Genomic DNA, 20,305 nt, shown 5'->3' with positions numbered 1-20,305 from the left:
GAGCAACGAATAATTGTAATATAATTTGAGGGATCATAAATGAAAACATATATTCAAGAAAAAATAGAAGTATTTCAACAAAAGAATCTTAATCGAGCTCGTTTATTAATAAATTGTCCGGATCAACCTGGTATTGTGGCAAAAGTGTCTAAATTCCTATATGATCACGATGCCAATATCATAGAGTCAAGCCAATACTCCGCAGACCCAGAAGGTGGAGAGTTTTTTATTCGAATTGAGTTTGAACTTCCAAATCTAAAGGAAAAAGCAACTCAACTTGAAGAAGATTTCCTTCCAATTGCAGAAGCCTTTCAAATGGATTGGAAGTTTACGTATGTGTCTGAAATGAAGAAGGTGGCTATTTTTGTATCAAAGGAACTTCATTGCTTATTGGAGTTATTATGGGAGTGGCAAAGTGGCGATTTAATAGCAGATATTTCTGTGGTTATTAGTAATCATGAGACGGCAAGAGATATTGTGGAACCATTAGGCATTCCATATTATTGCATACCGGCTAACAAGGAAATACGTCAACAAGCAGAACAGGAACAACTCATGTTATTGGAAGAGTATAATGTGGATGTGATTGTGCTTGCACGTTACATGCAAATCTTGACTCCAAATTTTGTAGAGGCACATAAAAACCGTATTATCAACATCCATCATTCCTTTTTACCAGCATTTATTGGTGCAAATCCATATAAACAAGCGCATGACCGTGGAGTGAAACTAATAGGTGCGACTTCCCATTACGTTACGAATGATTTAGATGAAGGGCCTATTATTGAGCAAGATATTAGTCGAGTTGACCATCGAGATGATGTAGAAGATATGAAGAAAATAGGGCAATCAGTTGAGCGGAGTGTTCTAGCAAGAGCAATTAAATGGCACCTACAAGACCGTATTATTGTACACGGGAATAAAACGATTGTTTTTTAATTAGGCTGTATTATAAACGGTTGATGTTTTGTCAAAGTAAACGTAAAATTTGGTGAAGGAAGACGAAGTAAAGCCCCAGAATGGGATGATTTGCTAAATAACGGAATGAGGATCCGCATCGTAGGATGAACCGGTTCATGATTTCGCTATTTCGTGAAATATGCCTTAAATACAGGGGGAAGCGGTTTGTGAATCCGCTATAAGGTCTAAAAGTGGTGAAAATCGTTAAGGAAACAGCATATAGCGGAATGTAGAACCGTTTCGCACCACAAAATGAGGGAATTTAACGAATTAGCGGAATGAGGATCCGCATCCATCTCACCCAAGAAAATTATGTCGGTGTTCCTATCAAAAGGCACCAACCTTTACCAAAGTAGCCTTTGATTAAAAGTATTGACAGTTGCTAGGCTGGACTATATAATAAGTCGAGTAACTAAATACCGCATTTCAAGCGGAAGAGGTTCTTAGCTTCACCCTCTATAAAAAACTAAGGACATATGACGTGATAAATTCAGCCATGTCCCTTAGAGGGGCATGGCTTTTTGATTGAATGAAAATCTAACAACAAGGAGGTAAACAACATGGCAGGTAGAAGAGATGAGGATTTACCAGATTTAACATTGCTAGGTAATCAAAATACAAATTATGCATTTGATTACACACCAGAAGTATTAGAAACATTTGATAATAAACATCCAAACCGTGATTATTTTGTTAAATTTAATTGTCCAGAATTTACGACACTATGTCCAAAGACAGGGCAGCCGGACTTTGGAACAGTATATATTAGTTATATACCTGGTGAAAAAATGGTGGAGAGTAAGTCGCTAAAACTGTATTTGTTTAGTTTCCGTAATCATGGCGATTTCCACGAAGATAGTATGAATATCATTATGAATGACTTAATTGACTTGATGAATCCGAGATACATTGAAGTTTGGGGTAAGTTTACACCACGTGGAGGTATTTCGATTGATCCATATTGCAATTATGGAAAACCTGGTACGAAGTTTGAACAAATGGCTGAGCACCGCATGATGAATCACGATATGTATCCTGAAAAAATTGATAATCGCTAAAGAGGGTTAGCTTAGATTCCTCCAATTTCATAAAGGGAGAGGAATTATATGTTTATTTATTTAAATGCTTTATTTGTCGGATTATTAGTTCTCTCTAATATTCTTGGGGTTAAAACATTTAGTGTAGGTACGTTTGTTTTGCCGGCAGCGGTAATTGTATATGTGGTGACCTATATTATTACAGATGTTATAGGGGAAGTATATGGAAAAGAGGCTGCTAGAAAGACTGTTCAAGCAGGTTTCTTTACTCAAGTGCTTGCATTAGTATTTATATTTATTGCCATTCAACTTCCATCTTCTCCTATATTTGATGCACAAACAGAATTCGCAACGATTTTAGGTGGAAGCTTTCAAGTAATGTTAGCTAGTTTGATCGCCTATGTATCTAGTCAAAATTTTGACGTATTTTTATTCCATCGCTTAAAAGCAAAGCATGGTAGTAAAAAACTTTGGTTGCGTAATAATGTATCAACAGGATTAAGTCAGCTAATTGATACGACGTTATTTATTACAATTGCATTTTGGGGAACACCAACGTCAATTTTGTTAGGCATGATCGCTACCCAATACGTAGCAAAATTATTAATTGCATTGGTAGATACACCAATTGTTTATTTGTTGGTAAACTTTGCTAAAAAGGAAAAAGCAACACAAGCTTATCCAACACAAGCAAATGTGTCATAGTGTACGTTAAGTAGTCCAGTAAGGGAGTGCCGTTTATTTGCATCCTTGGCTGGACTATTTTTTATAGGTATAGGCTTTTTAATGATTGCTGTTTTGTCACAATGACTATAGAATCCGACGTAGCTCAAAATAATTACTCATATTCACCGAAATTTTAAGCCAGATGTGTACAATTAAATAGTGGCGTCTATATTTGAGGCGAAATTTCCTCTTAATGTGCACGTTTCTTGAGTTTTCGTGTACATTAAGATCAATTTTTAAGCTAGATGTGCACGTTTCTTGAGTTTTCGTGTACATTAAGGTCAATTTTTAAGCTAAATGTGCACGCTTCTTTCGTTTTTGTCTTGTTTGTCTTGTTCTACGTCGGAGTTTCTATCAACTCCGACACAAAAAAGCAACAAACCTTTATAAATAATTCCTTCTTTTATACCCCAACATAGCGGCATCCGATTAATATAAAATACAATAGTTTGTTTTAATTGTATGTTACGGTAAATCGATTCCTCCATGGCATGTATCACAAGCAAAGAATAAAATGGTACTATATTATTGTAAGCAATAATTAACGGAAATTTAAATGCTGGAGCGAGACAAACTATGCGAGATTTTAAACAATTCATCTATGAAGCTGGTATGGTTTTGTTAGCTACGCTTTCTGTGGCGACCATATGGAATACGACGCCCTATAATAGTTTCATTATTTGGGTTACATGGGGGATTTTTTTTACTGACTTTATCTATCGTTTTTATAAAAGTGAAAACAAGTGGAACTTTATTAAATCAAATCCATTTTTAGTAATTGCTATTATACCACTTGATGCCATCTTTCAACTTGCTCGTTTTGCAAGAATCTTACACTTACTACGTTTAAAGACGATTACAAAATACTATACAAAGCCGTTTATTCAATTTTTGAAACGTCAACATATTAGTGTCGTTTTTTCCATCCCTTTTTTGGTGATGTTTTTATCGGTTATTCCGTTATATAAATGGGAACCAGAGATAGTAAGTTATCGGGAAGCGTTTATTAGTAGTATTGTAGCATTAGTGTTTTTTGGTCAAACAGATTTCGAACCAACCACGATGCCAGGTCATATTATTATCGTTTTACTAACTGTTTTAGGGGTTGTTTTTCACGGGTTAATCATAAGTGCTGCTGTTGATGTCATTTTCCAATCGGATTGGTTTCAGACATGTAAACAAAAAATTAAAAAAGAAAAGGATGCAGAATAAGAAACTATGTAGGAACATTCGCTACTGCCAATGAATAGGTTAGTTTTAGGCGGTGGTTAATATGGGTAAACATTTTAATGTTGAAAGAGGTGGACGTTGGTTAAAGATCAATAGAGTATCCAATGTTCCGATTTATTATTATGAAGTATATGTCGATAATTATCTTGCAACAATCGTTTATTATGGTGCAAGTGCTTATGTGGATGTAGGGTACCAAAAACCTAGACATGTTTTCGTTGTTGCCTATTATCAAAGTGGCGGAATACCGTCATCGCTAACAGAATCCTTTATATTAACAAATTTCAACAATCCTCTGACAAGGGACAGAACATTTCAATCTGGTGATATACTAGTGGCAAGTGATAATGTAAACCAATTAATGACAGGTTATGTGGGACATTCTGCTATTGTTGTTGATGAGGGCCATCTGATTGAATCACCTGGAGGACATCCAGCAATTCAAAAAGATACCATTCAACAATTTTTAGATAAACATCCAGAACACGCCCATTTTCGCCCAAAGTCAGCTCAAATGGGAAAAAAAGCTGCTAATTATGCAGAAGAGTATATAAAAGAGTATCAACAAAATGGTAAGGACAAACCGGTCTTTTCGTTTACCTTAAGTCAAGAACTTGATGATCCATGGGAATATGTGTATTGTTCTAAACTTATCTACTTGTGTTATACGAAGGGTGCCGACTATGAGGCTTTAGAGAACGATTTTCTTTGGTATTCTCCAGAAGATTTATATTCAGATTTAATTGATAATGATGACTTTGAGTTGGTTTATGAGCATGATGATGTTGGTTTTCACATTAACACGTAGCACTGGTCTCGGTGCTACGTGACTCTAAATAATGGAAGGGGTACATAACTATGATAGGTTCATTTAAAGCGTTTGTAGTAAATCAAACAGAGGAGCATTTCACAGCAAAATTGGACGAGGTGTCGATTCAAGATTTACCTGATTCTGAGGTATTAATTGAGGTGTATTATTCAAGTGTCAACTATAAAGACGGGCTTGCAAGTGTACCAAACAGTACGATTGTAAAACAATACCCGTTTGTACCAGGAATTGATTTAGCGGGTGTAGTCATCGAATCAAAAGATAATCGATTTAAAGCTGGTGACAAAGTGATTGCAACAAGTTATGAAATTGGGGTTACACATTATGGTGGCTATAGTGAGTATGCAAGCGTCCCAGCAGACTGGATTGTCCCGTTACCAACAGGTTTAACATTAGAAGAAGCGATGGTCTACGGGACTGCAGGGTTTACCGCAGCGTTATCAGTCCATCGTTTAGAGGAAAATGGCTTAACCCCTGAAGATGGAAAGGTACTAGTAACAGGCGCAACTGGTGGGGTAGGTAGTATAGCTGTCGCGATGTTAAGTAAACGAGGATATGAGGTAGTAGCTAGTACCGGTAAAACATCAGCACATGATTATTTAAAACAACTTGGTGCTAGTGAGGTTATTTCAAGGGAAGATGTTTATAACGAAAAAATACGAGCGCTTGACAAACAACAATGGGCTGCAGCAGTTGATCCTGTTGGTGGCGATACATTGGCTGCTATTCTTAGTAAACTAAACTACGGTGGTGCTGTTGCGGTAAGTGGTCTAACAGGTGGAACAAAGGTGCCAACAGCAGTATTTCCATTTATTTTGAGAGGTGTAAGTTTATTAGGGGTAGATTCTGTATACTGCCCTATGACAATACGAGCAGAGCTATGGAAACGGATGGCTACAGACTTAAAACCTGATGGGTTGTCAGATTTTATTTCAACAAAAGTACCTTTTAATGAATTATCTCAAGCACTTCAAACTATTTTGGCTGGAAATGCACAAGGGCGAATGGTTGTAGCTATCAAAGGCGATAAAAACAATTTTTGACGTATATAAATCTTTCCAATTGTAAAAAGTAAAAACAAATAATTGGAAAGGAGCATTGTGATGCGAAACTTGATAAAAACTCTGTTAACCGTAGCATTGATGGCAACAGTAGTTGGAGTGGGCAGCATGCAGGTTAATGCTGAGGAAGAACAAGATCATAAGTCCTATTTTAATGATGTCGAATTGACCGAACAACAAAAGACAGAATTGGAGGCACTTTACCAAGATGTCATTAATCGAAGAAAAGGGATCATCAATAAGTACGAGGAATTCGGTGTTATTGACGAAGATAAAGCAGAAAAAATGAAAGCACACTTAGATGAGTTTTATGAAAAATTAAAAGAAGATGAGTTTGTCCCAAAATGGGATAAGAAACATAAAGGGAAACATAAGCACGATTAAGATAACACACTAAAGCTGTCTACAGTATGAACAATTTCCAAGATTGTATTGGTTACTCATACTTGTATGGACAGCTTTTTGTTTTGGGCTGTTTCCTAAAAAATGTTGTTAGTACACATAAGCTGTATTATGTGTAGTAGCACTACCATCCTATATAAGTTTAGTGCTAATAAATCGCTGCGGAAATACACTACGCTTTCCACGGGCGGCTGATGAGCCTCCTCGCTCGTCCCTCGCTGCGGGGTCTCTTCTAGGCCTTTCCTCCCGTAGGAGTCTCCGTGTATTTCCTCCGCTTTTCAAGTACTTTGAAGTTTTATAGAGTATTACTTAATAAAAACAATAAAATGTACCTTTTTATTGTTAATTGAATGTTGTAACACAATACTGCAATAAATTTACTACTTTTGAATTTATTGCGTATTACATCTACCACTAATCACAAAACCTAATCTAGTGGAGGCAGAATACGGAGACTCCTCGAAAATAAAGACCGATTTTCTTCGTGCGAAGTATCGCTGCCGAAGCCTTCCTTGTCCTATGGGAACAGCACGAGCCGAAGATCGACTTGGTAAAGTGGTCTTCATTACCAAGTTAGCTAAGGCCGTGCCCATGGAAAGCGTAGTATTCTGCCGGAACGATTGTATAATACACATTAAAATCAGCAGAAGGAACACAAATTTAATTAAATTTATGTCGTATAATACAGCTTACATGTAATTTGTAACATGAAGTTTTGAAACAACTTTTGGTTGGGTTTCATACTCCATACTACTTCACAAATTTCTCCTAATTTAGTTGTAATCTAGCAAATTACAACTAGGTTTTCTCCCTCATTTTGTCACTTATAAATAGATTCCACCGATACTTGTCGAACAAAAAACCATACAAATTTATTATTTTTAACAAGTAAAAACATATTTCTGTTGATTGTACGTACAAATTACATTAATATAAAATAATAAGTTATTAATATACGTACAAGATGTTATAAAAAGGTACATGAAGAAAGGTGCGGATACAAATGTTGAATGAATTGAAACAACAGGTGTTAGAAGCAAACCTTGCCCTACCTAAACATCATTTAGTGACGTTTACTTGGGGCAATGTAAGCGGTTTCGATGAAAAGAGCGGTTTAATGGTTATTAAGCCTAGTGGAGTCCCGTATGAGGATTTGAAAAAAGAAGACCTTGTCGTTTTGGATTTAGATGGGAATGTAGTAGAAGGAGATTTAAAACCTTCGTCAGACACTCCAACACATCTAGTACTCTATAAAAAATTTCCTAATATTGGAGGAGTTGTACATACGCACTCCCCATGGGCAACAAGTTGGGCGCAAGCAGGTAAAGGAATACCAGCTTTAGGAACAACACAAGCTGATTACTTTTATGGAACTGTTCCATGTACACGACGAATGACAGAACAAGAAATTCAAGGGGAATATGAGTTGGAAACAGGAAATGTGATTGTGGAAACATTTAAAGAGCTTGATCCTTCTCAAGTCCCCAGTGTATTGGTTCATAGCCATGCTCCGTTTAATTGGGGGAAAGATCCGAATGAAGCAGTACACAATGCTGTGGTGTTAGAAGAAGTTGCAAAGATGGCATATCGTGCTTATCAACTTAATCCAGACACACCACCAATGGATCAAGCATTACTAGATAAACATTATTTAAGAAAACATGGCGCAAATGCCTATTATGGTCAAAACAATTAAGGAGGTATTAGGATGACGAAAAAATATGCAATAGGTGTTGATTATGGAACAGAATCAGGTCGTGCAGTATTAGTATCACTTGCAGATGGCGCTGAAGTGGCAGATCATGTTACGCCATACCCACACGGTGTTATGGATGAAAAGTTACCAGAGTCAGGAGTGGAATTAGACTTTGAATGGGCACTCCAACATCCTAATGATTATTTAGAAGTGTTAAAACAATCTATTCCTGCTGTTTTAGAAGAATCAAGCATAGATCCAAGTGATGTAATTGGTGTAGGGATTGATTTCACAGCATGTACCATGCTTCCTGTCGATGAAAACGGATTACCGCTTTCGTTTGAAGATAAATGGAAGGAAAATCCACACAGCTGGGTGAAATTGTGGAAGCACCATGCAGCCCAAGATGAAGCAAATCTTATTAATGAAATCGCAGAAAAAAGAGGCGAAGAGTTCTTACCTCGGTATGGTGGAAAAATTTCCTCTGAGTGGATGATTGCTAAAGTGTGGCAAATTCTTGATGAAGCACCTGAAGTGTATGAAGCAACAGATAAGTTTGTGGAGGCTACAGATTGGGTTATTTCGCAAATGACAGACAATCTTGTTCGCAATAGTTGTACGGCTGGGTACAAAGCAGTTTGGCATAAGCGAGACGGGTACCCGAGTAATGATTTCTTTAAATCATTAGACCCTCGTTTAGAAAATCTAACAGAAACGAAATTACGTGGTGATGTACTACCATTAGGTACAAAAGCTGGAGAATTAACAGATGAGATGGCGAAACTAACGGGCTTAAATACAGGAACTGCAATAGCTGTAGGGAACGTTGATGCGCATGCGGCTGTACCTGCTATGGGCGTTACCTCTTCAGGGAAACTAGTAATGGCGATGGGTACATCTATTTGTCATATGGTACTAGGATCAGAGGAGAAACAAGTTGAAGGTATGTGTGGTGTTGTTGAAGATGGTATTATCCCAGGTTTTTACGGGTATGAGGCAGGACAATCAGCTGTTGGGGATATCTTTGCTTGGTATGTGGATCAAGCGGTTCCAGCATATGTAAAAGAGGCTGCTGCACAAGAAGGAATTAATGTTCACCAATGGTTAGAAAAACAAGCTAAGGGTTATAAACCAGGAGAATCAGGTTTACTAGCATTAGACTGGTGGAATGGAAATCGCTCTGTGTTAGTGGATACAGAATTAAGCGGGTTATTACTAGGTGCAACTTTACAGACGAAACCAGAGGAAATATACCGGGCATTATTAGAAGCAACTGCATTTGGTACAAGAAAAATTGTCGATGCGTTCCATGGTAATGGTGTGTTTGTTGATGAATTGTATGCATGTGGTGGCTTACCGCAAAAGAACCAGTTGTTAATGCAAATCTATGCAGATGTAACGAACAGAAGAATTCGCATCGCAGACTCTAAACAAACACCAGCGCTTGGTGCGGCTATGTTTGGCGCTGTAGCGGCAGGAGCAGACAAAGGTGGGTTTGATACTATTGTTGATGCATCTGAGCAAATGGCTCGAATTAAAGACGAAGTTATTGAACCAATTCCAGAAAATGTAGAAATCTATGAAAAACTTTACCAAGAATATTCAAGATTACATGACTATTTTGGTCGTGGAGAAAACGATGTCATGAAACGATTAAAAGCAATTCGTACAGAAGGAACAAAAGTCGAAGCAGATATTAACTAGAGGAGGAACCATCATGTTAAAAGTGAAACCTTATGAATTTTGGTTTGTTACAGGAAGTCAACACTTGTACGGAGAAGATGCGTTAAAAGAGGTTGAAGCACATTCAAAGGAATTAGTAGAAGGCATGAATGCCAAGGGAGACCTTCCACACCAAATTGTATTTAAAGCTGTGTTAACAACTGCTGCGGATATTCGTAAGTTGGCTTTGCAGGCTAATGCAGATGAAAACTGTGCTGGTTTAATTACTTGGATGCACACCTTTTCACCTGCAAAGATGTGGATTTCAGGTTTAACAGCTTTACAAAAGCCGTTACTACATTTACACACGCAATATAATCGTGATATCCCGTGGGATAAGATTGATATGGACTTTATGAACCTGAACCAGTCTGCCCATGGAGATCGGGAGTATGGCTTTATTGGTACACGCATGAATATACCAAGAAAAGTTGTGGTTGGTTACTGGGAAAATCCAGAAGTAGCAGGTCGAGTTGCAGGTTGGATGAAAACAGCTGTCGCCTATACGGAAGGTACAAATATCCGAGTAGCTCGTTTTGGTGATAACATGCGTAATGTTGCTGTTACCGATGGGGATAAAGTCGAAGCGCAAATTAAATTTGGTTGGACTGTTGATTACTATGGTATCGGTGATTTAGTGGAAGAAATGGAAGAAATAACAGAACAACAAGTTACTGACCTATATAAAGAATATAGTGAGTTATATGAGTTACCTGCAGAGGCATCTGAACCAGGCCCAATTAGAGACTCAATCATGGAACAGGCGCGTATTGAATTAGGGTTAAAAGCCTTTTTATCAAAACGTAACTATAATGCCTTTACGACCAACTTTGAAGATTTACATGGTATGAAGCAGTTACCAGGCTTAGCTGCACAACGTTTAATGGCAGAAGGATATGGTTTTGCTGGTGAAGGGGACTGGCGTACAGCTGCCTTACTTCGCTTGATGAAAGTTATTTCTGGTAACCAAGGGACTTCATTCATGGAAGATTATACGTACCACCTAGAACCAGGAAATGAAATGATTCTAGGTTCCCATATGCTTGAAATTTGTCCGACGGTTTCAGCAACAAAGCCTAAAATTGTCGTAAACCCATTAAGTATGGGTGACCGAGAAGATCCTGCTCGACTTGTATTCGATGGGCGTGGTGGGGATGCTGTCAATGTTTCACTAGTTGAACTAGGTGGAAGATTCCGTCTCGTAATCAATGAAGTGAAAGCAGAACAGCCACAAATTGACACACCAAATCTACCGGTAGCAAAGGTACTTTGGAAACCAGAGCCTTCACTAAGTGAAGCGACCGAATCATGGATCTATGCAGGTGGCGCACATCACACTGTATTCTCGTTTGATGTCACAACAGAACAGTTATTAGATTTTGCTGATATGACACAAATAGAATGTGTTGTTATTGATAAGGATACCAATGTAAGACAATTTAGGAATGAATTGAAGTGGAATGAGTTGGTTTGGAAGTAAGGCCTAGCTAGTACTTGTAATAATGTAGAGGTTTAATGCTAAACCTCTACATTTATTTTTAAATATGATATGCTACTTGTACGAATAAGAAGCGTAGAGGTGTAAATATATGGAGACAAAATATAATACGGTTAAACAAGCGATAAAATCAAAGATATTGGATGGAACATTTCAGCCAAACCAAAAAATAAGTTCTGAAAGTGAATTGATGAAACAATTCAGTGTCAGCCGCCATACAGTGAGACTAGCCATTGGTGAACTAGTAAATCAGGGGTGGTTATACAGGGAGCAAGGGGCAGGGACATTTTGTGCCGATCGTTCAAAAGCTGATACGGTGCCCGTAAACACTCAAAAAAACATAGCGATTATCTCGACGTATATATCTGATTACATCTTTCCCTCTATTATTAGAGGAGCAGAATCCTATTTAAGTGAACAAGGGTACCATGTGAGTTTATTTAGTACTAATAATGATCATGAAAATGAGAGGAAATTTTTAGAAAAGATACTTACGCAACAATTTGATGGTGTAATTGTGGAACCAACGAAAAGTTCTATGTCCAATCCTAATATTAACTATTATCTTAACATGGAGCAAAATGGTATTCCTTATATTATGATTAACGCATTTTATGACGAACTTGAACCACTACACATCGTACTTAACGATGAAAAAGGAGGATACATACAGACAGAACATCTTATAGAATTGGGGCACAAAAATATAATGGGCTTTTTTAAAACGGATGATATGCAGGGGACTAAAAGGATGAAAGGGTATCTAAAAGCTCATAGGGATTCTAATGTACCAATTAACCCTAATAATATTGTAACATATACGACTGAGGAGAAGCAGACTAAAACAATAAAAGAGTTTGATAGAATTTTATCAATGTCAGATAATAGACCATCTGCAATTGTTTGTTATAATGATGAACTCGCTATTGCACTTTTAGATGTAATACGTGAGAAAAGGTTATCTGTTCCCTCAGATATTTCAATTGTAGGATATGATAATTCATTTCTTGCGGAGGTATCAGAAGTGAAGCTTACGACGATCGAACACCCACAGGACAAACTAGGGAGAAAGGCTGCTGAGCTTATTTTAGATTTAGTGAAAGTTAATGGTGAAACAAACAATTCTAAAGAAAAAGTGGGTTCAGTAGAGTTTGAACCAAAACTTGTTAAGAGAAGTTCTACTAAGGAGTTAAAAAGTGATTTTATTCAGGAATAAATAGTATGACGTGAGTTTGGATATTGTGTTTGTGGTTTACTCATTAGTTAAACCACAAGCATATGGAAAAAAGTAATAAATTTATGGTATTATCCAATAATTGTATTGAAATATGTACTTACATATTATATAATTTAAACATACCAACTTGTACGAACCTGTTGGTCAATGTGTATTAAAATTAAGCGCTGTAAATATGTTGCGTTGAAGAAGGTATAAGCTACTATCATCCTATATATGTAAGCGCTTGCCAACATCTCCTGAAGTGTAATTTGCTTACCTAGTGAAAAAGGGGGTGTTATCGAAGAGTAAGTACAAAATGGAAGAGAGGTAATAATGTGTCTGACAGATTAAAAGCAAATTTAGTACTTGATAAGGAATATAAGATCGCTAACATAGATGAACGCATCTATGGTTCCTTTATCGAACATCTAGGAAGAGCGGTGTATGGTGGTGTTTATGAGCCAAGTCACTCAGAAGCTGATGATCAAGGATTTCGCAAAGATGTTATGAAGTTGGTAAGAGACCTTCAAGTTCCAATTATCCGTTATCCGGGTGGGAATTTTGTTTCAGGTTACAGATGGGAGGATGGAGTTGGGCCGAAGGAAGACCGACCTCGTCGAACGGAGTTGGCATGGCGAACTATTGAAACGAACCAAATAGGAACAAATGAATTCTTTGATTGGACAAAAAAAGTTAATTCTAACATCATGATGGCGGTTAATTTAGGTACTAGAGGTATCGATGCGGCTAGGAATTTTATTGAATATTGTAATCTTCCAGGTGGAACCTACTGGAGTGATTTAAGGAAGTCGCATGGGTATAATCAGCCACATAATATTAAGACTTGGTGCTTAGGAAATGAAATGGATGGCGATTGGCAGGTTGGCCAAAAAACTGCAACTGAATATGGGAGAATTGCTAGAGAAACAGCTAAAGCAATGCGTTTAGTAGATCCGACTATTGAGTTGGTTGCTTGTGGAAGTTCAGGTTCGGGAATGCCAACATTTCCAGAATGGGAAGCAACTGTATTGGACCATACGTATAATGAAGTCGATTACATTTCATTGCATCAGTACTATGGGAACCAAGAAAATGATCCTGCAAACTATTTGGCTAAAAATATAGATATGGATCATTTTATTAAAACAGTTATTTCAACATGTGATTACATAAAAGCTAAACACCGTAGTAAGAAAACAATTAATTTAAGTTTTGATGAATGGAATGTTTGGTATCATTCGAATGATGCGGATAAGAAAATTGAACCTTGGTCTATTGCTCCTCCTCAACTAGAAGACCATTATAATTTTGAGGATGCTTTACTAGTGGGGAGCATGTTAATTACTTTCTTGAAACATGCTGATCGTGTGAAAATGGCATGTCTCGCTCAGTTAGTGAATGTAATAGCTCCAATTATGACTGAAAATAATGGTCGTTCTTGGAAACAAACTATTTATTACCCATATATGCATGCTTCTGTATTTGGGCGTGGGGTATCGTTAGAGCCAGTACTGTCATCACCGAAGTATGATAGTAAAGATTATACTGATGTCCCTTATGTAGATTGCGCAGCAGTCTATAATGAAGAGAATGAAGAAGTTACGCTATTTATAGTAAACAAACATTTAGAAGAATCTATCAGTCTTTCAGCGGATATAAGAAGTTTTGAAGGTTATCGTTTAATAGAACATATTGTTTTAGAAAATGATGATCTGAAGGCTGTAAATACTCCAGCCGAGCAAGTTGTTGCCCCGCATACGAATGGTGATTCTAAATTAGAAAATGGACACTTAGAAGTGAATTTGTCAAAGACATCATGGAATGTTTTGCGTTTGAAAAGGTAAAATGACCACTTAAAAACTACTGAATAGCTATTTAATTATTTTTAAGATAAAAAGGCTAAGGAGGAGAACTAATGAAAAAAATCTTATTACTTGGTATGGTTATTTTTTTACTAGGATTATTAGCTGCGTGTGGAGGCGGAGAGGAATCATCTGGAGGAAGTGCGGATGAAACCCTCGAAGCTGGATCAGATATTGAGGATGCAACAGAATTAACATTTTGGACATTTGCTGGTACACATGCTGAATTCTTTAATGATGCAGCTGAAAGATGGAATGAAGAAAATCCGGATCGTGCTATTAAGTTAATATCTGAAACGTACCCATTTGATCAAATGCATAACAATTTATTGTTAGCGCTTCAATCAGGAGAAGGGGCTCCGGACTTGGTTGATATAGAAATTGCTAAATTCCCTAATTTCTTACAAGGAGATATACAACTTGAATCCTTGAATGATCAACTTGATCCAATAATAGATAACTTTGTTACTGAAAGGTTAGATATGTATAGTAAAGAGGATCAGTATTATGGTGCACCAACACATCTAGGGGCAACAGTAGTTTATTATAACATGGATATTATGGATGAAGCTGGAGTTGATATTGATTCAATTGATACTTGGGATGACTATGTAGAAGCTGGTAAACAAGTTCTTGAAAGCACTGGAAAGCCAATGTCAGTAATACCTACTAACTGGTATGGATTCTGGCCTTATATAAGTCAAAAAGGTTCAGGTTTTTTTGATGATAATGGTGAGTTGACACTTGCAAATGAGGATAATATTGAAACATTGAAATTTATTGATGAAATGGTTAATGAACACGAGATTGCAGTAGTACCGCCAGGGGCTGACTTCCACACTGAAGAATTCTATGGCTTTATGAATGACGGTGGGGCTGCTTCAATGACGGTACCGATGTATTATATGAAAGACTTTACTGAATATATGCCAGACTTAAATGGAAAAATTCAGATTCGCCCAATGCCAGTATGGTCAGATTCTGATATAAGGTCAGTTGCAATGGGAGGAACAGGTACCGCTGTTACTAGTCAATCAGCTGATGTTGAACTAGCTAAGGAGTTTTTGAGTTTCACAAAGCTATCAGAGGAAGGTAATATTCAGTTATGGAAACAATTAGGTTTTGACCCTCCAAGATGGGACGTTTGGGACGACCCAGAAGTGAGAGCAGATAACGAGTTTTATGAATATTTCCATGATGATATATTTGATATTTTACTAGATATCCGTGATGATATTTCTGGTGTGAATATGACAGAATATACACCAGATGTGCTTGAAGAGCTTGGTGCGAATGTATTGCATGGTGTAATTCGCGAAGATAACAGAGAACCAGAAGATGCGCTAAAAGAAACAGCAGAAACTTTAAAAGGCCAAATGCAATAGTCAATAGGAATGAATTTGAGGATAGGCGTGATGCCTGTCCTTGAATTCACAGTTGAGGAGGGAAATTATGTTAGAAACACCTACAAAAACAAATGTAGAGGTAAATAGAGAAAGTTCACGGTTAAAAAGAATGCTGAACTTTCTAAATTCAAAAAAAGTAGTACCTTACGTTTTTATATTACCCTTTGTTATTTCATTTTTACTTCTTACATTTATCCCTGCTGTGCAAGCTTTTGTAATGAGCTTTCAGAAAGTATTACCTGGACAGACAACATTTATTGGATGGCAGAATTATGAAAGAATACTTAATCCAACATTTTATAAAGCGCTATCTAACACAACTATTTATGTGATCTTAACAGTTTTAATTTTAGTAATAGTACCAATTATTCTATCTGTTTTTTTAGACTCTAAATTAGTCCGGTTTAAAACTTTTTTTAGAGCATCATTATTTATACCTTCTCTAGCATCTATTATCGTGGCTGGTACTATATTTAGAATGGTATTTGGCGAATCTGAAGTAGCGGTAGCCAATCAGGTCGTAACATTTTTTGGGTTTGAACCAGTTGATTGGCGTTATAATTCATGGTCAGCTATGTTATTAATGGTTTTGCTTTGCTCATGGAGATGGATGGGAGTAAATGTTTTATACTTCTTAGCAGCTTTACAAAATGTTCCTAAAGAGCTATATGAAGCTGCGGATATCGATGGAGCTAATGTAATTCAAAAGTTTTTGTATGTAACATTACCGCACTTAAAGCCGATTGTTATATTTGTATCCACTATTTCTATTATAAATGGCTTTAGAATGTTTGAAGAAAGTTATGTCTTCTGGGAAACCAATTCACCAGGTAACATTGGGTTAACTGTAGTTGGTTACATGTATCAACAAGGTATTCAGCAAAATGATATGGGATTTGGTGCAGCTGTTGGAGTTGTTTTAATACTTATAATATTTGTAATTAGCTTTGTACAACTTCTACTAACCGGAGCATTTAAAAGGGGAGATGAATAGATGAAATCAAAAAAACAAACTGCGCTAAAATGGACAATTAATCTCTCGTTTGTGTTCATTTCGTTTATCGCATTATTCCCGATCCTCAGTTTGTTAGTCTCTTCATTTAGGCCAGCATCTGATTTAATGCGAAACGGTATAAGCCTAACATTTAGTTTAAGCGAACTAACGGTTGAAAATTATACATATATTTTCACCCAAGCTAGCGAATACTGGCAATGGTATGGAAATAGTTTAATTATATCATCATTAACCATAGTTTTATCATTATTTTTCTCATCAATGGTCGGTTATTCACTTGCTGTGTATGATTTTAAAGGTAACAATTTTATATTTCTACTAGTATTATTTATTATTATGGTTCCGTTTGAAATACTAATGTTACCATTGTTCCAGCTATTTATTGACTTACGGTTAATGGACACTTATCTAGCTGTAATGCTTCCGTTAATTGTGGCTCCTATTGCAGTATTCTTTTTTAGACAATATGCACTTGGGCTTCCTAAGGAACTAATGGATGCTGCTAGAATAGATGGGACAACAGAGTATGGAATATTCTTTAAAATAATGATGCCACTTATGTTGCCATCTTTTGCAGCAATGGCAATTTTGCAAGGGCTAGCTAGTTGGAACAACTTCTTATGGCCATTACTAGTACTTAGATCAAATGATATGTTTACTTTACCTATTGGATTAGCATCATTACTCACGCCATACGGAAATAACTATGATATATTAATTTCAGGTTCAGTAATGACGATTATTCCAATAATAATACTATTTATTTTTTTCCAACGTTATTTCATATCAGGGCTTTCAGTTGGTGGAGTTAAAGGGTAAGTTAGAAAAAGAATTGAGAAGGTGAAACAAAAATGAATGGCAAACAAACTGTATCATCATTAGATTTAATTTTAAGGTGGTTTACACGTGTTGCAACTGTTAATATCTTATGGATTGTATTCTCCTTATTTGGGTTATTAATAGGAGGGGTATTTCCTGCAACGATAGCGGCATTAGGTATTTGTAGAAAATGGTTAAGGGGAGAACACGACATAAAAATTTGGCAGGTGTTTAAGCGTGTTTACCGTCAAGAATTTTATGTATCTAATATGGTTGGTTGGTTATTAACGATAATAGGGATAGTATTATATGTTAATTATCGATTAATAGGACTATCAGCAGGTGAATTTTCGTTTGTTGTACCGTTTGCCTTTTACTTTATTCTTTTCTTTTACACAATTATTGTTATTTGGATCTTCCCGTTATTAGTGCATTATCAAACATCTTGGTTGCAACAAATTAAAAATGCACTAATTATAGGTTTAACAAAAATTCATTATACTCTAGCCAATGGTATAATTCTAATGTTAGTAATCTACTTTTCCCTAAAGTTTCCAGGAATTATACCATTCTTTTCTTTTAGTCTAATTACATTGGGGATTATGTATGTTTCAATACAAGTTTTTAATAAAATTGATAATAATAAAAATGTATCAATCTAATGAGGGCATATTACATATTATATGTCCTTTTTATATCTATGATAAATAGGGATTGAAGTAAATGATGACAAAAGAAATTAGTAAGTTACTAAAACAGCATCAATTATTGCAAATGAGTCTAGCCAAAATAGTTGTAAAAAAAGACGTTTTAGAAAATATAGCTGATTATATTAACTATAGACAATTTAATAATGTAACAATTGTATGTGATAAAAACACGAACTTAATATTAGGGGAAGGTATGAATTCATCTTTAACTACTAAAGTGGAAAAAGTTAGTAAGTTACTTTTACACCCAAATAAACACAACCAAGTCCTAGCTGATGAACAAGCTATTGTCCAATTATTGGTAGAAGTGCCAAGTGATACAGATGTGTTAATAGCGGTAGGCTCTGGTACGATTCATGATATTGTTCGATTTGCAGCCCATAAAATGAAAATTCCTTTTATATCGGTACCAACTGCAGCCTCTGTTGATGGATTTACATCGAAAGGTGCGCCGTTAATTTTGAGAGGGTTTAAACAAACGATTCAAACAACGGCACCGATTGCTGTGTTCGCAGATATAGATATTATTAAAGAGGCGCCAAAGGAGATGACTGCAGCAGGGTTTGGGGATATTTTGGGAAAATATACATCATTACTAGATTGGAAGATATCTGAATGTATTGGCAACGAGCCTTATAATCAGTTGGCAGCATCCATCACACGAAATGCATTAGATACTTGTGTAGAACATGTAGATTTGATTGCAAGTGGTGATGATAAAGGAATGCAAGTGTTGATGGAAGCTTTAATTGACTCTGGTTTAGTAATGTTAATACTGAATCACTCAAAGCCTGCTTCAGGTGGTGAGCATCATCTTTCCCATTATTGGGAAATGGAGTTGTTAAAACAAGACAAAGTCCAATTGCTCCATGGCGCCAAGGTAGGAGTTGCAACAGCCATTTTATCTGATCGTTACAAGGAATGGAAACAGCAATTACAGAATAATCAGGTGGCCGTTCACTCGAAATTTCAACAGGAATGGTCTCGTTATGGTGATGAAATAAAGGAACTTATTGATGAACTTCCATCGTCACAGCAAATTAGGAAGCTATTAGCGACAGTTGGTGGTCCGACGACAACTGAAGAGTTAGGTATACCGAACAGTCTATTAGAAGAGAGTTTGCATGAAGCCCATCATTTAAGACCAAGATGTACAGGATTGTTTTTAATGAATCAAGTGTAACGAAGGGGGTTCAGATGCTTTGACATGGAAACAATACTAAAGATATGTTATCCATGAAGGAGTGATAGCAATTGGAACAACTACGTGAACTCACGCAGAAAATAAAACAAGCAAACAACATTGTTGTCTTAACAGGTGCTGGTGTTTCAACAGCAAGTGGGATCCCGGATTTTCGTTCAACAAAAGGAATTTGGTCACAAGATCATTCCCGAGAATATTATATGTCACGGGAGTACTTTTTTACAAATCCAGAAGATTTTTGGGTGAAGTATAAAGATATATTTCAAATAAAATTGTTGAAAGACTATCAACCGAATCGCGTACATTATTTTCTTAAAGAACTAGAGAATGAGGGAAAGAAACTATCTATTGTGACACAAAATGTCGATGGATTACACCGCGAAGCAGGCAGTAGTCGTGTGATAGAGTATCACGGCAACTTAAATACGGCAATTTGTCCGAGTTGCGGTACTGTTTACGATTTAGACTATGTGATGAAAGAGGCGGTTCCATATTGTAATCAGTCAGGTTGTGGAGATGTACTGAAACCAAATATTGTGTTGTTTGGAGACCCAATCACTAAGCATACAGAAGCTGAGGCGGTTATTGACTCAAGTCAAATGTTACTTGTGTTAGGAACTTCCCTTACTGTTACGCCGTTTAGCCTTTTGCCTAATTATGCTAGTCACCTAAAAATGCCAATGGTAATTATTAATCGTGAACCTACAGCAGCAGATGGTTTGTTTGATTATGTCATTCATGCTGATCTAACAGAGACCATTCATAAACTAGAAGATATTGTTTTTTGAATGGAGTATTCATTGTCCTAGTATGTAAGCTAAGCAGTCATTACTACTTGGTCAGTTTTTATGAAATAGCGGAATCTGGAAGCTCTTTGTCTAAGGAAGTTAAGGAAGCGGGCTCTCATTC

The 20,305-nt window shown here is 36.6% G+C and carries 18 protein-coding genes and 1 riboswitch; all 18 genes read left to right on the top strand.

What is annotated here, in order from left to right:
• Nucleotides 1-39: 39 nt before the first annotated feature.
• The 18 genes from purU (at nt 40) to FCI53_RS17435 (ending at nt 20,184) form a co-directional block, all read left to right on the top strand.
• Entirely contained in the window at nt 40-939 is a 900-nt protein-coding gene (gene purU / locus FCI53_RS17520; protein ID WP_138420340.1) for a formyltetrahydrofolate deformylase, read from the top strand.
• 451 nt (nt 940-1,390) lie between these two features.
• Nucleotides 1,391-1,436, top strand: a riboswitch (PreQ1 riboswitch).
• A gap of 84 nt (nt 1,437-1,520) precedes the next feature.
• A complete protein-coding gene (gene queF, locus FCI53_RS17515; RefSeq protein ID WP_138420339.1) occupies nt 1,521-2,018 on the top strand; it encodes a preQ(1) synthase in 498 nt (165 codons plus the stop codon).
• A 48-nt stretch (nt 2,019-2,066) separates the two neighbouring features.
• On the top strand, nt 2,067-2,702 hold the full coding sequence (locus FCI53_RS17510; protein ID WP_138420338.1) for a queuosine precursor transporter: 636 nt from the start codon (nt 2,067-2,069) through the stop codon (nt 2,700-2,702).
• A gap of 597 nt (nt 2,703-3,299) precedes the next feature.
• Complete coding sequence (locus FCI53_RS17505) at nt 3,300-3,935, top strand: hypothetical protein (protein WP_138420337.1); 636 nt, start codon at nt 3,300-3,302, stop codon at nt 3,933-3,935.
• 61 nt (nt 3,936-3,996) lie between these two features.
• Complete coding sequence (locus FCI53_RS17500) at nt 3,997-4,761, top strand: C40 family peptidase (protein WP_138420336.1); 765 nt, start codon at nt 3,997-3,999, stop codon at nt 4,759-4,761.
• A 50-nt stretch (nt 4,762-4,811) separates the two neighbouring features.
• Nucleotides 4,812-5,825 carry an NADPH:quinone oxidoreductase family protein gene (locus FCI53_RS17495; protein ID WP_171038222.1) on the top strand — a complete coding sequence of 338 codons (1,014 nt, stop codon included), beginning with the start codon at nt 4,812-4,814 and terminating at the stop codon, nt 5,823-5,825.
• Nucleotides 5,826-5,885: 60 nt separating this feature from the next.
• Nucleotides 5,886-6,227, top strand: a complete 342-nt coding sequence (locus tag FCI53_RS17490; protein ID WP_138420335.1) for a YckD family protein — start codon at nt 5,886-5,888, stop codon at nt 6,225-6,227.
• Between the two features lie 1,021 nt (nt 6,228-7,248).
• The gene (gene araD, locus FCI53_RS17485; RefSeq protein WP_138420334.1) at nt 7,249-7,941 is read left to right on the top strand and encodes an L-ribulose-5-phosphate 4-epimerase; all 693 of its coding nucleotides are present in this window, start codon (nt 7,249-7,251) and stop codon (nt 7,939-7,941) included.
• A 12-nt stretch (nt 7,942-7,953) separates the two neighbouring features.
• A complete protein-coding gene (locus FCI53_RS17480) occupies nt 7,954-9,645 on the top strand; it encodes a ribulokinase (RefSeq protein ID WP_138420333.1) in 1,692 nt (563 codons plus the stop codon).
• A gap of 13 nt (nt 9,646-9,658) precedes the next feature.
• Nucleotides 9,659-11,143, top strand: coding sequence for an L-arabinose isomerase (gene araA, locus FCI53_RS17475; RefSeq protein ID WP_138420332.1), 1,485 nt, complete (start codon nt 9,659-9,661; stop codon nt 11,141-11,143).
• 109 nt (nt 11,144-11,252) lie between these two features.
• A complete protein-coding gene (locus FCI53_RS17470; RefSeq protein WP_138420331.1) occupies nt 11,253-12,377 on the top strand; it encodes a GntR family transcriptional regulator in 1,125 nt (374 codons plus the stop codon).
• Nucleotides 12,378-12,715: 338 nt separating this feature from the next.
• A complete protein-coding gene (gene arfA / locus FCI53_RS17465; RefSeq protein WP_138420330.1) occupies nt 12,716-14,224 on the top strand; it encodes an arabinosylfuranosidase ArfA in 1,509 nt (502 codons plus the stop codon).
• 71 nt (nt 14,225-14,295) lie between these two features.
• A complete protein-coding gene (locus FCI53_RS17460; RefSeq protein WP_138420329.1) occupies nt 14,296-15,627 on the top strand; it encodes an ABC transporter substrate-binding protein in 1,332 nt (443 codons plus the stop codon).
• A gap of 67 nt (nt 15,628-15,694) precedes the next feature.
• Entirely contained in the window at nt 15,695-16,642 is a 948-nt protein-coding gene (locus FCI53_RS17455) for a carbohydrate ABC transporter permease (protein WP_138420328.1), read from the top strand.
• Nucleotides 16,643-17,482 (top strand): carbohydrate ABC transporter permease, encoded by an 840-nt coding sequence (locus tag FCI53_RS17450; RefSeq protein ID WP_138420327.1) that lies wholly within the window; start codon nt 16,643-16,645, stop codon nt 17,480-17,482.
• 32 nt (nt 17,483-17,514) lie between these two features.
• Nucleotides 17,515-18,144 (top strand): YesL family protein, encoded by a 630-nt coding sequence (locus FCI53_RS17445; RefSeq protein ID WP_138420326.1) that lies wholly within the window; start codon nt 17,515-17,517, stop codon nt 18,142-18,144.
• Between the two features lie 61 nt (nt 18,145-18,205).
• Complete coding sequence (locus FCI53_RS17440) at nt 18,206-19,375, top strand: sn-glycerol-1-phosphate dehydrogenase (protein ID WP_138420325.1); 1,170 nt, start codon at nt 18,206-18,208, stop codon at nt 19,373-19,375.
• A gap of 71 nt (nt 19,376-19,446) precedes the next feature.
• Complete coding sequence (locus tag FCI53_RS17435; protein ID WP_138420324.1) at nt 19,447-20,184, top strand: NAD-dependent protein deacylase; 738 nt, start codon at nt 19,447-19,449, stop codon at nt 20,182-20,184.
• Nucleotides 20,185-20,305: the final 121 nt, after the last annotated feature.

The sequence above is a fragment of the Aquibacillus sediminis genome (assembly GCF_005870085.1).
Lineage (GTDB): Bacteria > Bacillota > Bacilli > Bacillales > Amphibacillaceae > Aquibacillus_E > Aquibacillus_E sediminis.
Note: the sequence above shows the minus strand (reverse complement) of the source record. Positions and strands in the feature narration are given on the sequence as shown.